This window comes from Streptomyces sp. AF1A, assembly GCF_047340315.1.
GTDB lineage: Bacteria > Actinomycetota > Actinomycetes > Streptomycetales > Streptomycetaceae > Streptomyces.
Genome location: NZ_JBLEBI010000041.1, coordinates 30,786 through 44,866, shown reverse-complemented (window position 1 = coordinate 44,866; position 14,081 = coordinate 30,786). Strand labels below are relative to the sequence as shown.

Genomic DNA, 14,081 nt, shown 5'->3' with positions numbered 1-14,081 from the left:
GGGCCTGGCCACCCGCGCCCTGCTCACCCGGCTGGCCGGGCTGCCGGCCGCACCCGGCGGCGGTCCGGGCATCGCCGTGACGGCCGTACTCCTCGCGGTGGCACGGCTGAGCGCGGCGACCGCGGCCTGCCTGAGAACGGGCGCGTCGCCCCAGGCGCGCTACGACGACCTCGTCGCGGCGCGCAAAGATCTGTCCACCCGCTCCACGGTCGCCGTCACCGGCTCGACGTCCACCCCCGAGACCGCCGGACGCGATCCGTGCCTCCCTCCGGCCGTCCTGCGCCGGTACGTGGCCGTGCTGGAGGTCGCCGATACCGCTCTCGCCATGTGCACGGCGGCCGCGTTGGCGGTGCACGGCCGGCGGGCCCCGGCGGGGCTGCCGACGGGCCGCTTCTGGTACGCGGCGAAGCGGACCCCGGCGCTGTGGTGGCACCGGTGGCGCGGACACGCCGGACGCCGGTCGGTGTGCTTCCAGAACGCGGTGCGCATCGCCATGGCCCTGACCGCGGCACGGCTCGTGGCCGGCGTGGACACGCTGCCCCACGGGTTCTGGGCCACACTGGCGGCGCTCACCCTCACCCGCACCACGATGGACGAGACGTGGAGCACCATTCGCAAGGCGCTCGCCGGCACACTGGCCGGCGCCCTGGTGACGGCCGGGACGCTGGCCCTGGCGGGACCCCACACCGCGGTCTACGCCGTCGTACTGCCCCTGTGGATGCTGTTCGCCTTCACGGTCGGACCGGTCAGGGGAGTCGGCTGGGCGCAGGGCCTGTTCACCGTGCTCGTGGCGCTCGTCTTCGCCCAGCTGGCGCCGCCGACGTGGTGGCTGGCGGAGGAGCGGCTCCTGGACGTGCTGGTCGGCAGCGCGATCGGGGCGGTGTTCGGGCTGGTGGCCTGGCCCCGCGGCGCCCACGACGAGATGCGCTTCGCGGCGGCCGAGCTGCTGCGCAGGGCGGCCGAGATCGTCGTGGCGACCAGTGCCCTGGTGGCCCGCGACGGCTCGGTGCCCACGCCTCCGGGGGTGTCCGTCCACCGCTCGCTGCGGCGCGCCGTCATGCTCGCGGAGTCCGCGTATGTCCAGTTCCAGAGCGAGCCCACACCGTTCGGCGGCCGGCGGCGCGGGGTGGCACTGCCCGCGGTGGACTGGCAGGCGACGCTGATGGCCGGTCACCACACCCTGTGGGGGTCGGACCGGCTGCTGGATCCGCCGCGCACCGGGCTGAGCGGGGCGGCGGCCGAGTGCGTCGGCGGGCTCGGGGACCGGGTCGCCGGGCGGATGCTGCTCGTCTCGGCAGCGCTGGACCCGGGCGGCGACACCCCGGCCGCGCCGGTTCCGCTGATCGACCGGGCCCTGCCGGGGCTCGCCGCGGAGCCGCCCTGCGCGCCGGCGCTGTACTACGCGACCGTGTCCTGGCTGGGCTCCCTCATGGCCGACCTGAGCCGGATCGCACGCGGCGGGCCCGAACCCGACGAGGGCGCACCGGCCACCACCGCGCACTGAGACGGCCGCCCGCGCCGTATCCCGGCACGGCGCCGGACGCACCGCCCCGGGCGTCACGCTGCGGTCCGTCGGCAGCGGGGACAGGGTAGTAGTGGAGTGACGACCGCACCCTCGACGCGAGCAGACCATGGATCTTGTCCTGGTTGACCCAGATGCGGGACCGGCGTCGGGCGGCGCCCACCACGGCGGTTCCACCGGCCGCCGGACGTCGCGTGCCGCACCGCGGACCGGCCCGCCGACCTGCCGGAGAACCGCCGCACCTGCCCGGCGTGCCGGCGGACTCGGCGGGTGGAAGGAGCGAGTGGGATGAGCCGAGGCAAGCAGCACCCGCAGCAGACGGATCCTTCCCAGGACCAGGCGGCGGGCCCGACCGGGCTGATGGATCTGCTGGGTGTCGCCGCGGTGCTCCTGGAGGCCGACGGCCGGGTCGACATGTGGAGTCCGCAGGCCGAGGCACTGTTCGGCTACTCCCGCGCCGAGGCGGTCGGGCAGTACGCGGCGCCGCTGCTCCTGCGCCCCGAACACCGGGACGCCGCGATCATGCTGTTCGCGCAGGTGATGGAGACCGGCCGGGGCTGGGCCGGGGCGTTCCCCATCCGACACAAGGACGGCAGCACGCGGATGGTCGAGTTCCGCAACATGCGGCTGACGGACAGCCTCGGCGACCACTACGCACTCGGGCTGGCCACCGACCGCGCCACCCTGCGCCAGGTCGAGCGCAACGTGGCCCTCTCCTCCCGGCTGGTCACCCAGGCCCCGATCGGGCTGTCCGTCCTGGACACCGACCTGCGGTTCGTGGCCGTCAACCCGGCCCTGGCGGCGATGCACGGCATCCCCGAGGCCGACCACGTCGGCCGGCGCTTCCGCGAGATCCTGCCGATGCTGCCGTACCTGACCGTCGAGTCCTCGATGCACAAGGTCCTCGCCTCCGGCGCCCCGTTGGTGAACAAGCAGGTGGTGGGCCGCACGTCGGCCGACCCGGACACCGACCACGCCTGGATGGTGTCGTTCTACCGGCTGGAGGACCACCAGGGGAGCGTGCTGGGCCTGGCCTGCGTGGTGGTCGACGTCACCGACCGGTACCGGGCCGCCCGAGCGGCGGACCAGGCCCAGCGGCGCCTGCGTCTGATGGCCGAGGGCTCCGCCCGCATCGGCACCACCCTGGGGGTGGAGCGGACCGCGCAGGAACTGGCCGACGTCCTCGTCCCGGACCTGGCCGACATGGCCGCGGTGGACCTCCTGGACTCCGTGCTGCGGACCGGCCGGACCGACGTCGGCGAGAGCCCGCCGCTGTTCCGTGCCCTGGCGGTGAAGACGGCGTACTCCACCGACGCCGCCCGGGCGCTCGTCCCGCCCGGCAGCCTCACCACCTACCACGAAGACCATCCGGCGGCCCACTGCATCCGCAGCCGCAGTCCCCTGCTCATGACCCACCTGGACCGCGGCGGCCTGACCCGCATCGCCGCCGACTCCGAGGCCGCCCGCCTGCTCGAAGAGGCCGGCGTGCACAGCGACATGGCCATCCCGCTCATCGCCCGCGAGCAGATCATCGGCGTCATGGGCCTGGCACGCGCACGCAACCCGGTGCCCTTCACCAGGGACGACCTCACCCTCGCCTGCGAGCTCGCCTCGCGCGCCGCCCTGAGCATCGACAACGCCGTCCTGCACCATCACGTCCGCCGCGCCGCCGAGACCCTCCAGCGCAGTCTGCTGCCGCAGCTCTCCCCCTGCCACCCCGGCCTCGAGGTCGCCGCCCGGTACCGGCCCTCGCAGGCGTTCAGCGAGGTCGGCGGCGACTGGTACGACGTCATCCCGCTCCCCGGCGACCGCACCGCGCTCGCGGTCGGCGACGTCATGGGCAGCGGCATCCCGGCCGCCACCACCATGGGGCGCCTGCGCACCGCCACGTCCACCCTCGCCGATCTCGACCTCGACCCGGCGCGGATCCTCACCCACCTCGACAAGATCACGCTCGGCCTGGACCCGTACATCGCGACCTGCGTCTACGCCATCCACGACCCGCACCGCGTCCGGCTGCAGGTGGCCTCCGCCGGTCATCTGCCGCCCGTGCTCATCCGCGACGGCAGACCACCCGAGCTCCTCGACCTGCCCACCGGCACCCCGCTGGGCGTCGGCGGCGTCCCCTTCGAGACCGTCACACTGGAGCTCCAGCTCGGGGACCAACTCGTCCTGTACACCGACGGACTGGTCGAAACGCGCAACGACCCCATCGACGAACGCCTGGACGACCTTCTGCGCATGCTGTCCCAGCCGTACCGCTCCGTGGACGACACCTGCGACCGGCTCCTGGGACAGCTCCGGGACCCGGCGGGCCACGACGACGTCGCCATCCTCATCGCCCGCGTGCAACCCCTGGTGCGGGGCTCCGGACGCGAGCCCCGTGGCCCGGCCCGCCCCTGACCGCGGCACCGCCCCGGCGGGGAGCGCCGGATGTGACACGCTCACGACGGGCGTGGTGGCATGAGGGCATGGAGTTGCGGGAGCTGCGGGCGTTCGTGGCGGTGGTGGAGGAAGGCGGGCTGTCCGCCGCGGCGCGGCGGCTGCACGTGAGCCAGCCGGCCCTGTCCCAGACGGTCGGCGGACTCGAGCGCCGGCTGGGCGTGAAGCTGCTGGTGCGCGGGAGCACCGGGGCACACGCCACCGAAGCGGGCACCGCCCTGCTGGCGGAGGCGCGGGCCGTGCTCGCCCGGCACGATCAGGCCCTGCGGGTGATGGCGCGCTACGCCGGCCCGGGTGGCGGGGCGCTGCGGATCGGGATCCCGCTCGAACTGCCGTCGGGACTGCTCGATCCGGCGCTGGCCGAGCTGTCCGAGGCGCACCCGGACACCCGGGTGCAGGCCCGGCACCTGTCCACGGCGGAGCAGCTGGCCGCGCTGCGCTCCGGTGACCTGGACCTCGGCTTCCTGCGCGAGCGTCCGCCGGGCCAGGAGTTCGACGCCTTGCTCGTCGTACGGGAGGAGCTGGGTGTGCTGCTGTCCGCGGAGCAGGCGGCGGAACTCGGCGGCCCCGGCGGCATCGCGCTGGACGCGCTCGGCGACCTGCAGTGGGTCGGATTCCCCCGCTCCGGGAGCCCCGCCTGGTACGACGAGCTGACCGCGGTCCTGCGCGGCCACGGCCTGGACCTCGGCCCGGAGGCCCCGCACGGGCAGGAGCTGATCGCCGACGTGAAGCTGGCGGCGGTCGCGTCCGGACGGGCCTTCGCCCTGGCCCCGCCCGACTGGCAGCAGCCCCTGCCCGACCACGTGACCTGGTCCCCGCTGGCCGGCCACCCGCTGGTGCGCCGCACCTGGGCGGTCTGGCCGGCCGACTCCCACCGTCGCGACCTCGCCCGGTTCGTCGCCGCGCTCGACCGACCACCGGGCACCTGACCCCGCCCTCACGGGCGGGGCACCGGGCACCTGCGGCAGCCGCCGAGAGTGCGGCCGACTCGTTCCGGCCGTTCGAGCCGCGTCGCGCACGCCCACCCGAGCGGACGCCGGACAGGCCGCACCCCGCCCACACGGCCCCGCGCCCGCAACAGCAGCCGGCGAACCAGGCACACCCGGCGTCTGCACGCGCTCCGGCAGAGAGTCGTACTCGCGGTGCGGCCTGCCGCAGGCCCGGCGGGTCAGACCGCCGTGCGGCCGCCGTCGACCGGCAGGATCGCGCCCTGGACGAAGCTTGCCTCGTCGCCGACCAGGTAGGCGATCGCCTCGGCGATCTCCCGGGGCTCCGCGGGCCGGCCGGCCGGGGCCTGGGCGGCGAGGCCGTCGAGGTTCTCGCCCATGACGGCCGTGCCCTCCGTGCGGGTGGGGCCCGGCTCGACGGCGTTCACGCGCACCCCGTGGGGACCGAACTCGGCGGCCCACGCCTTGGTCAGCAGGTTCACCGCCGCCTTGCTGGAGCCGTACAGCGCCATGCCGGCGACGCCGTACTCGGCGACCATGGTGCTGACGTTGACGATCGCACCCCGCCCCCGCTCGGCCATCGCCGGGGCGAGCTGCGCCACCAGGTGGAAGGGCGCCTTGACGTTGAGGTCGTAGACGGCGTCCACGTCGTCGGGCGACGTCTGTGCCGTCGGGCCGAACGGGAAGATGCCCGCGCTGTTGACCAGGATGTCCACCCGGCCTGCACCCAGGTCGGTGGCCTTCCGCGCCAACTGCCGGGCCGACGCCGCGTCGCGCAGGTCGGCCGCGAGGAAGTCCGCCTTGCCGCCGGCCGCCCGGATGCCGTCGACGACACGCTCGCCGCGGGAGACGCTGCGTCCCGCGACGAGCACGTGTGCGCCGCGCTCGGCGAGCAGCGCCGCGGTCGCGGCGCCGATGCCGCTGGTCGCTCCGGTCACCAGAGCCACGCGCCCGGCCAGATCAACAGAACCCATGAGGGCCGTCCTTCGTATCGAAAAAGGGAGGGCCGACCGGGGATGCGGCGGACCGCGTCCCGTCGCCCCGTCACCCCGTCCGTGAGGTGACGGGAGTCCAAAGCGCCCGGGCCGCGAGGGGATTCCACCCGTGCCATAGGCGAATCCGATGGCCGCCATCAGGGCGGGGCCCGCCTCGCCCATCCTGCCCGCCGCCCGCGCGTCCGTGCGGGGCCGCAGGCACCGGCCGGAGCCGGGTGCGAGGGTCATAGGGGGTGCTTATGGCCGCTCTCGGTGAGGCGTATGGCCGAGGGTCCGATGCCCCCGCGCCCGTCCCGGGTCGGGTGCCCCGCACGGCGCACGGGCGCACCCTTGGCCGCCTCCCACGCGTCCCGTCCCAGGCCTCGGTGGGTCGATCGCCCTGCTGACGGTGTCCGAAGCAGTCCCCGCACCCGCCGGACCCAGCGGTCGCGCCCTGAGCCCTGGCGGGGACCGAGGCACCAGCATCCCGCCCGAGCCGCCACAAACGGTGAAGTATATCAACTCCCGTTGACCATGGCTTACTTCACACCTTGACGGAACTGGTCTGGACCTTTAGGTTCACGGGTCAGCCGAGCACCGTCCGGCGCGCTCACCCTTCGCGAGGTGAACGCGCCGGATGCCACCCCCCACCTGAAAGGCCACGCCCCTTCATGGCGAGATCCGTCTCCGCAGCCGTCGTCACCGCCGCGCTGGGCATCTCCGCATGTCTGCTCACGGCCTCCCCCGCCCAGGCCGCGACCGGCGCCGTCACCGGCCTGGCCGGCAAGTGCCTCGACGTCGCCGGGGCCGACCCGGCCGACGGCACACCCGTCCAGCTCTACGACTGCAACGGCACCGGCGCCCAGCAGTGGACGGTCGGCAGCGACGGCACGATCCGCGCCCTGGGCAAGTGCCTGGACGTGACCGGCAATTCGACCACCGACGGCGCCAAGGTGCAGCTGTGGTCGTGCACCGGCGGCGCGAACCAGAAGTGGACCGTCACCGCCGCCCACGACATCGTCAACCCACAGGCGAACAAGTGCCTGGACGTCACCGACAACAACTCCGCCAACGGCAGCCGGATACAGATCTGGAGCTGCAGCGGCGGCGCCAACCAGAAGTGGAACGCCCCCACCGGCAACGACGGAACCCCGTCCGGATTCGTGGTGAGCGAGGCGCAGTTCAACCAGATGTTCCCGAACCGGAACCCGTTCTACACCTACAGCGGACTCACCGCGGCCCTCAGCGCCTACCCCGGCTTCGCCAACACCGGCAGCGACACGGTCAGGAAGCAGGAGGCCGCCGCCTTCCTCGCCAATGTCAGCCATGAGACCGGCGGGTTGGTGTACGTCGTCGAGCAGAACACCGCCAACTACCCCACCTACTGCGACTGGAGCCAGCCGTACGGCTGCCCCGCCGGACAGTCCGCGTACTACGGGCGCGGCCCGCTGCAGCTCAGCTGGAACTTCAACTACAAGGCCGCGGGCGACGCGCTCGGCATCGACCTGCTCGGCAATCCCTGGCAGGTGGAGAACAACGCCTCCGTCGCCTGGAAGACGGGCCTTTGGTACTGGAACACCCAGCGCGGCCCGGGCAGCATGACGGCGCACGCCGCGATGGTCAACGGCGCCGGGTTCGGCCAGACCATCCGCAGCATCAACGGATCCCTCGAATGCGACGGCAGGAACCCGGCTCAGGTGCAGAGCCGGGTCGACGCCTACCAGCGCTTCACGCAGATCCTCGGGGTCTCCCCCGGCAGCAACCTGTACTGCTGACCCGCCCTTTCACGTCCGCTCTTCCGCCCCCCCACACGAGGAGTCGAGGTGCGCCCTCCCCTGTCCCGCACAAGAGACCCCGGCGGCACGGCGTTCGCCGGCCGGCGTGCCCGGCGCCTGCGCCGGTCGGCCCCGGTCGCCGCCGTCGCCGCGCTGGCCCTGGCACTCATGCTGCCGGGCCGTGCCGACGCGGCGGTCCTGCGGCTCCTGCCGCAGAACGCCGACGGGCTGGAACAGACCTTCTCCCCCGCCTACGACTACGACGGGGACGGCTGCTACGCCACCGCCGCGATCGGCGCCGACGGCACCCTCAATCCGGGCCTGAAGCTGGGCGGAGACGTCAACGGCCACTGCCACGACTACGCACAGCTGGCGAACGCCAACACCTACTCGCGCGAGAAGTGCGACAACGGCTGGTGTGCCGTCGTGTACGCCAGCTACTTCGAGAAGGACCAGGCCACCCTGGGCCCGGCGGCCATCGGCCACACCCACGACTGGGAACACGTCGTGGTGTGGATCAACGACAACGAGGTCCAGTACGTCTCGGTGTCCCAGCACTCCGGCTACCAGGTCGCTCCCCGTTCCGCGGTCCGCTTCGACGGCACGCACCCGAAGGTCGTCTACCACAAGGACGGCGTCTCCACCCACGACTTCCGGTTCGCCAACGCCAACGACGAACCGCCGGAGAACGTGACCGGCGGCTGGTTCTACCCCCGCCTGGTGGGCTGGAACGGCTATCCGCCCGGCTTCCGCGAAAAGCTCATGAGCGCGGACTTCGGCGCCGCCACCATCAAGATCAAAGACGGTGATTTCGTGTACGCGCTGGCGCACTCCATGCCGTCGGGCATCCCCTTCGACCCCAACGGCTGACCTCGCGGGAGGCGCCGCCGCACCGGCCGTCGGCGCACCGGGGACGGCAGCAGCTTCCCCGGTGCGCCGGGCATTCCCGCCCCCTCCGCGACGCGCGCGTACGGGCGGCACGGCAGGGGTACCCGCGAGCGCGGAGAGCGATGTGAGCCGAAGTGAGGAGGGACCCATGGCCACCATGACCATGCCGACGGCGCTGAAAGCGGCGGCCAAGCCGCTGACGGCCGGAAAGTCCACGGCCAAGGCCGCGTCGACCGCTCCCACCTGGTCCCTGCGGGTGGTTCGCAAGCTCGGCGGCGAGAACGTCGTCGACGTGCTCACCCGCCAGCACCGGCAGATCAGGCTCGGCTTTCTGCGGGCCGCGCTGCCCGGCCCGTGGCGCCGCCGGAACTTCGACCGGCTGATGCGGCTGCTCGCCGTGCACGAGGCCGCCGAGGAGGCGCACGTCCACCCCGTCGCGCGCCGTGCGCTGCAGCACGGCCGCGAGCTGGCCGCCCGCCGCCGCAACGAGGAGAAGGAGGCCAAGGAGCTGCTGGTCGCGCTGTGGCACACCGGCCCGGACGGGACCGGATACCTACGACGTCTGAACGAGGTCCGGCGCGCGGTCACGCGGCACGCCGCCCGTGAGGAGCGGGAGGAGTTCAGGGCGCTGCGGCAGGCCGTCAGCGCGCCCCGGCTCCGCATGCTCGGGGCCGAGGTCAAGCTCACCCAGGCCTACGCGCCGACCCGGCCGCACCGCTGGGTCAACAACGAGGCCGCCAACAAGCTGGCCGCGCCGGTCCTGGGGCCCGTCGACCGTGCGCTGGACGCCGTACGCCGTCGCAGGGGCTCCTGACGGTGCTGGCTCGCTCGCCGCGGCGCGGCACATCCGGCCGTGTCCGCCGCCGCTCCGGGCGGCCCGGCGCCCTCGGCTCGGGCTGAGTCAGGCTCCCTGCCAGCCGTCGAGGTGCAGCACGTGCTCCAGCGGCAGCCGCGGTCCCGGGCGGAACGAGGCGCGCAGCGGGTAGGCCGTCGGCAGCAGTGCGCCCTGGCGGACGGTGGGCGGCAGGCCCAGCAGGTCGGCCACCTCCCGCTCACGGTCCAGATGGACGGCCGTCCACGCGGTGACCAGGCCACGGCTGCGGGCGGCCAGCGCATAGTTCCAGGCGGCGGGCAGCAGTGACCCCCACAGACCGGCCTGGTTGCCCGGGGGCAGCCGCCCGTCGGGCAGTTCGAGGCACGGGATGACCAGGACGGGCACCCGGTGCAGCCGGTCGGCCAGCGACCGTGCCGAGGCGAGCACGGCGCGGGCCGGTTCGGGCAGCTGCCCCGGCCGCTTCAGCGCGGCGGCGTTGCGGTCGTGGAAGGCCGCCCGGTACACCTCGGCGATCTGCGCGCGCCGGTGCGGGTCCGTGACCAGGATCCAACGCCAGTTCTGCCGGTTGTTGCCGTTCGGGGCCTGCAGCGCGATGCGCAGGCAGTCCTTGACGAGCTCCGGGTCCACCGCCCGGTCCAGGTCCAGGCCGCGCCGCACGCAGCGCGTCGTGGTCAGCAACTCCTCGCAGGTCAGCGTGGGTTCGTCGATCACGGCAGCAGCACCGCCCGGACGATGAGCGCGAGGTAGGTGGTCACGACGAAGCCCGTCGCGGCCGGCGTGGGCCAACCGTCGCGTCGCGCGCCGAGGAACCGCCGGGTGCCCCAGGCGGGCAGGGCCGCCGCCAGGCAGGGCAGCAGGCCGAGCGGGCCGTCCGGCGCGAACAGCAGCACCTCGCAGCCCACCGCGCCGGCGGCGAAGCCCGCGGTGACCGCCGCGCTGCGGCGCGGGCCGAGGTCCGCCGAGTACAGGCGAGCACCGGGCCGCGCCTCCCAGGCCGTCTTGCGGGCGAACTCGAAGTGCAGGAACACGCACGCGCTCAGGGCGAGCAGCGCCGCGCCGCGCCAGTCGGCCGTGACCGTTCCGGCGGCGACGAGGGAGCCGTACACGTAGGCGCCGAGCAGCACCTGGACCGGGTAGGTGACCGTCAGACCGAGCAGCTGCCGTTCGCGCACGGCGCGGGACAGGCGCTCCAGGACGGCGAGGGCCAGCGCGTACCCGTGGGCCGCGAGGAGCAGCAGGGCCGCCCCGACCGAGAGGACGGCGTTCAGGGCCGTCGTCACGACGGTGATCGCCGCCATCGCGCCGCGCAGTTCGGCAGCGGTGATCGCGCCGGTGACGAGCGGCCGGTCCGGGTGGTGCACGCGGTCGTGGGCGAGGTCCTTCTGCTCGTCCAGCATCCGCAGGAACAGCAGCGCCAGGACGACGCTCACGACCCGCAGCCAGGTGGCGCCGGTGGGCCGCCAGGCCGTGCCCGTGGCGGTGACCGCCGAACTCTCCAGGGCGAGAACCCACAGCAGTCCGTAGGTCACATAGACGTGCGGCGGGAACATGCGCAGCACGAAGCGGCCCAGTCTGGCGGCCACTTGGGCGGCGGGGACGGGGGTCACCGAGGGGCTCTCCGGGTGCGGGCGTGGGGCCGGCCTCATGCGGCCCCGTGGGCGGCCGGGGCCGCGAGAGCGCCCGCGAGGGCGTCCGGGTCCGGGTCGGCGAGCCTGATCCGGGCCTCGGCGGCGACCGCGCCGGCCTGGTGCAGGGTGCACTCGATGTCGGCGCCGGGCAGGACCTCGGCGGTGCTGCACCGCAGCGGGAGGTCCATCTCGGCGAAGCGGCGGAACCGCGCGGACAGCCCGACGGGCAGCGCCGTGGGGGCGCGGACGGTGCCGGCGGCCACGGCCGCGGTGAGCGCGAGCTGGCGGAAGGCCTCCAGCTCCAGCATGCCGGGCACGTGGTCGACCCAGTGGTCGTACAGGGCCGGGTGCGTGGTGTCGGCGACCACGTGCGCGGTGCGGGTGCCGTCGTCGGCGGTGCGCGGCGGGGAGATGACCGTGTTGGCCGGGTCGCGGCGGCCGACGAGGGCGGGGTCGACGCGGGCTCCGGGCAGGGCGACGGGCACGTCGGGCAGGCCGAACGCGCGGCGCAGGTCGGCCCGCAGCCGCTGCCAGTCGTCGGGGGGCATCCACGAGTAGGCGATGCGGGCCAGCAGGGCCTCCCGGGCGCCGATGGCCAGGGTGAAGCGCAGGCGCAGGCCGGTCACCGCGGCCCGCGAGCGGAACCGCTGCTCGACCCGCGTGGTGATCACGGCTTCGGTGGGACGGTCGCCGCAGCTCAGGGCCGCGGGGTCCGGCACCTCGAACTCGACCGCGCGCAGCAGGAACTTGTGTCCCTGCGGCACGTCCAGGTAGCGGTGGGCCACCACGAAGATGCCCTGCCTGCACGCCTCCAGCAGGAGCAGCGGATCGTGGCGGCCGCGGGGGCCGAGGGTGTCGTGGTAGAAGGCGTGGCGGCGCGGAAGCTGTGCGGCCAGCCGGAGTTCGTCCTCGCCGTGGCGCTCCGCGTCGGTCAGGAAGACCTCGGCGACGGCGGCGCGGTGCACCAGCTCCTTCGGGAGTGTACGGGTGAACTGCATGGGCCGCTCCTCAGCCGCGCCTCGCGCGGACGGTGTCCAGGTGGCGGCGCCAGGTGCCGGCGTCGGCCCCGTCGAGCACGGGGGCGCGGCCGGGGTGCCGCATGGGGAGCACGCTGGAGCCGACGATGACGGTGTCCCAGGGATCGAGGGCGATGCCCCGCGCCCACGCGGTCTCCAGCAGGGCGCGCGGGGTGGCCGCCGCTTCGGTGCCGGCGTGCCGGGACACGGCGTCGCGCACCCGGTCCACGGCAGGCTCGAAGTCGAGGTCGCGGGGCTTGGTCGCCGCGTACAGCCGGCCCGTCAGCTCCAGGGCCTGCGCGGTGCGGTCCTCGCCGGCCAGGGCGGAGCGCACCAGGCGCTCGCGTGCGGCGTCGTCGAAGTGGACGGCCAGTTCCCGGAGCACGTCGGCGGGTTCGTCGGGTGTGTGCACCAGGTTCAGCAGGTAGCTGTAGCGGCCGAGGGCGTGGCGCAGCTGTCCCGGCCGGCGGGCCTCGGGGTCCGTGGGTCCCTTGAGCCGGGTGAGTTCGACCGATGCGGGGATGTCGAGGTCGTGGTCGGGGCGGACGAGCAGCACGAGGGCGTCGGCGTCCTCCAGGAAGAGCGCGGCGAGCCTCCTGCGGTAGGGGGTGGCGAGGTTCCACTGGAAGTACCACAGTGCGCGGATCATGGTGCGGGTCAGCCGGGTGACGTCCGCCGCGACGATCCTGAAGCCCTGTCCGGCCAGCCAGTCCACGGCGGCGTCCAGCCGGCGGGCGACCACGGCGTCCGGCTTGAGCAGCAGCGCGGCGTGTTGCTGGGCGAAACCGGTGACGTCGCCGGTGAGGGCGGAGAGTTGTTCGTGGCTCTCCTGGAAGTAGGTGTCCGCGCCGTACAGCCGCTGTTTGCCGGGGTGGCAGGTCAGCAGGGGGGACACGGGTATGCCGTGCGGGGGGCGGGCGTGGGTCATCGGTGGGTGCTCCCGTCGGATCGGGCGGCGGCCGGCCCGCGGCTCGGTGCCGGGCCGAGATAGCCGGTGGTGAGGCAGTGGTCGAGGAGGCGGCGCAGGTACGGCCGTGCGCCCGCCGGCGCCGGACGGCGCGCGAAGGCGGCGGCCTCGGCGTCGTCGAAGTGGACGCGCCGCCGGAAGTAGGGGTCGTACAGGGAGACGACCCGCTCGTGGTACGGGCGTTCGCGGTCGGACAGGGCCGACGCGGAGAACGCGGACGGCGGGACGAACCGCGGTACGTGGAGGGAGGGGTACTCGGCGAGGACGTCGGAGAAGTCGCGCAGGGTCAGCTCGTGGCCGACGGCGTGCAGGGTGCGGCCCTCGGCGTCCCGGAAGCGGCCGGCGGCCTCGGTCACCAGGTCGGCGACGCGGTCGACCGGAACCAGGTCGAGGACGGCGTCGTAGTGGCCGGGCACGGTGCGCACCAGGCCTCTGGTGAGGACCCGGAGGACGGGATAGATGGTCTTGAAGTCGCGGACGCGGCCGGTGCGGGCGGCGCCGGTCACGATGCTCGGGCGCACCACGGTCACCGGCAGGCCGTCCGACGCCGCCTTGCGGACCAGGGTCTCGGCGGTGAGTTTGCTCTGCTCGTAGCCGTTGGCCAGGCGCTGGCCGACGTCGAGTTCGTCCTCGCGGGCGGTGCCGTCGCGCTCCCCGCACACGTAGGCGGTGCTGAGGTGCACCAGCGGGGTGCGGCGGGCGAGGGCGAGGCCCAGGACGTGCCGGGTGCCGGTGACGTTGATGCGCTCGTACCGCTCCTGCGGCAGTCCGAAGTCGGTGACGGCGGCGCAGTGCACGATCCGGTCGGCGGTTTCGGCGAGGCGCCGGTCGTCGTCGCTCAGACCGAGGCCGGGGCGGGTGACGTCGCCGTGCAGCCTGATCAACGTGCCCGGGCCGGGGCTGAGTTGTCGGCCGTTGTTGCGGACGATGTCGGGCGTGCGGTGCAGCAGCGCCAGCACGCTGTGGCCGGCGGCGGTGAGCCGGGCGGCCACCTCCGCGCCCACGAAGCCGCCGGCGCCGGTCATCAGCACCGTCATCGGGTCGGGCATCGGTGGGTCCTCCGGTCGGAAGGTCGGTCGGAAGGTGG

General features: G+C 74.2%; 12 protein-coding genes. 6 read left to right on the top strand and 6 right to left on the bottom strand.

Features of this window, described 5'->3' with window-relative positions:
- The 3 genes from ACLU3S_RS15000 to ACLU3S_RS14990 all read left to right on the top strand — a co-directional run.
- The coding region (locus ACLU3S_RS15000; RefSeq protein WP_413952328.1) for an FUSC family protein at positions 1-1,504 on the top strand (1,504 nt) is incomplete at its 5' end.
- A gap of 306 nt (positions 1,505-1,810) precedes the next feature.
- Positions 1,811-3,925, top strand: a complete 2,115-nt coding sequence (locus ACLU3S_RS14995) for a SpoIIE family protein phosphatase (RefSeq protein WP_413952327.1) — start codon at positions 1,811-1,813, stop codon at positions 3,923-3,925.
- A gap of 32 nt (positions 3,926-3,957) precedes the next feature.
- A complete protein-coding gene (locus ACLU3S_RS14990; protein ID WP_413952326.1) occupies positions 3,958-4,893 on the top strand; it encodes a LysR family transcriptional regulator in 936 nt (311 codons plus the stop codon).
- 239 nt (positions 4,894-5,132) lie between these two features.
- Here the strand turns inward: ACLU3S_RS14990 and ACLU3S_RS14985 are convergent, their stop codons facing one another.
- Positions 5,133-5,885: an SDR family NAD(P)-dependent oxidoreductase gene (locus tag ACLU3S_RS14985; protein ID WP_413952325.1), complete on the bottom strand. Its 753-nt coding sequence runs from the start codon at positions 5,883-5,885 to the stop codon at positions 5,133-5,135.
- 671 nt (positions 5,886-6,556) lie between these two features.
- On the opposite strand from ACLU3S_RS14985, the gene ACLU3S_RS14980 reads away from it, so the two are divergent.
- From ACLU3S_RS14980 to ACLU3S_RS14970, 3 genes are all read left to right on the top strand, one after another.
- A complete protein-coding gene (locus ACLU3S_RS14980) occupies positions 6,557-7,660 on the top strand; it encodes a lectin (protein WP_413952324.1) in 1,104 nt (367 codons plus the stop codon).
- A gap of 168 nt (positions 7,661-7,828) precedes the next feature.
- Complete coding sequence (locus tag ACLU3S_RS14975) at positions 7,829-8,530, top strand: NPP1 family protein (protein WP_413952330.1); 702 nt, start codon at positions 7,829-7,831, stop codon at positions 8,528-8,530.
- A 166-nt stretch (positions 8,531-8,696) separates the two neighbouring features.
- On the top strand, positions 8,697-9,362 hold the full coding sequence (locus ACLU3S_RS14970) for a hemerythrin domain-containing protein (RefSeq protein ID WP_413952323.1): 666 nt from the start codon (positions 8,697-8,699) through the stop codon (positions 9,360-9,362).
- 87 nt (positions 9,363-9,449) lie between these two features.
- Here the strand turns inward: ACLU3S_RS14970 and ACLU3S_RS14965 are convergent, their stop codons facing one another.
- Genes ACLU3S_RS14965 through ACLU3S_RS14945 form a run of 5 tightly spaced genes read right to left on the bottom strand, consistent with a single transcriptional unit; the run spans position 9,450 to position 14,043 of the window.
- Positions 9,450-10,094 carry a nitroreductase family protein gene (locus tag ACLU3S_RS14965; RefSeq protein WP_413952322.1) on the bottom strand — a complete coding sequence of 215 codons (645 nt, stop codon included), beginning with the start codon at positions 10,092-10,094 and terminating at the stop codon, positions 9,450-9,452.
- Entirely contained in the window at positions 10,091-10,990 is a 900-nt protein-coding gene (locus ACLU3S_RS14960) for a hypothetical protein (RefSeq protein ID WP_413952321.1), read from the bottom strand. Before ACLU3S_RS14960 ends, ACLU3S_RS14965 begins: the two co-directional genes overlap by 4 nt.
- A gap of 35 nt (positions 10,991-11,025) precedes the next feature.
- On the bottom strand, positions 11,026-12,009 hold the full coding sequence (locus ACLU3S_RS14955) for a ScbA/BarX family gamma-butyrolactone biosynthesis protein (RefSeq protein ID WP_413952320.1): 984 nt from the start codon (positions 12,007-12,009) through the stop codon (positions 11,026-11,028).
- 10 nt (positions 12,010-12,019) lie between these two features.
- A complete protein-coding gene (locus ACLU3S_RS14950) occupies positions 12,020-12,955 on the bottom strand; it encodes a nucleoside-diphosphate kinase (RefSeq protein ID WP_413952319.1) in 936 nt (311 codons plus the stop codon).
- On the bottom strand, positions 12,952-14,043 hold the full coding sequence (locus ACLU3S_RS14945; RefSeq protein ID WP_413952318.1) for an SDR family oxidoreductase: 1,092 nt from the start codon (positions 14,041-14,043) through the stop codon (positions 12,952-12,954). The genes ACLU3S_RS14950 and ACLU3S_RS14945 overlap by 4 nt, the downstream gene beginning before the upstream one ends.
- Between the last annotated feature and the right edge of the window lie 38 nt (positions 14,044-14,081).

Excerpts from the sequence above, each read along its gene's own strand:
- ACLU3S_RS14995 (WP_413952327.1), top strand. The coding sequence starts at position 1,811 with ATGAGCCGAGGCAAGCAGCACCCGCAGCAGACGGATCCTTCCCAGGAC.
- ACLU3S_RS14985 (WP_413952325.1), bottom strand. The coding sequence starts at position 5,885 with ATGGGTTCTGTTGATCTGGCCGGGCGCGTGGCTCTGGTGACCGGAGCG.
- ACLU3S_RS14980 (WP_413952324.1), top strand. The coding sequence starts at position 6,557 with ATGGCGAGATCCGTCTCCGCAGCCGTCGTCACCGCCGCGCTGGGCATC.
- ACLU3S_RS14975 (WP_413952330.1), top strand. The coding sequence starts at position 7,829 with ATGCTGCCGGGCCGTGCCGACGCGGCGGTCCTGCGGCTCCTGCCGCAG.
- ACLU3S_RS14970 (WP_413952323.1), top strand. The coding sequence starts at position 8,697 with ATGGCCACCATGACCATGCCGACGGCGCTGAAAGCGGCGGCCAAGCCG.
- ACLU3S_RS14955 (WP_413952320.1), bottom strand. The coding sequence starts at position 12,009 with ATGCAGTTCACCCGTACACTCCCGAAGGAGCTGGTGCACCGCGCCGCC.
- ACLU3S_RS14950 (WP_413952319.1), bottom strand. The coding sequence starts at position 12,955 with ATGACCCACGCCCGCCCCCCGCACGGCATACCCGTGTCCCCCCTGCTG.
- ACLU3S_RS14945 (WP_413952318.1), bottom strand. The coding sequence starts at position 14,043 with ATGCCCGACCCGATGACGGTGCTGATGACCGGCGCCGGCGGCTTCGTG.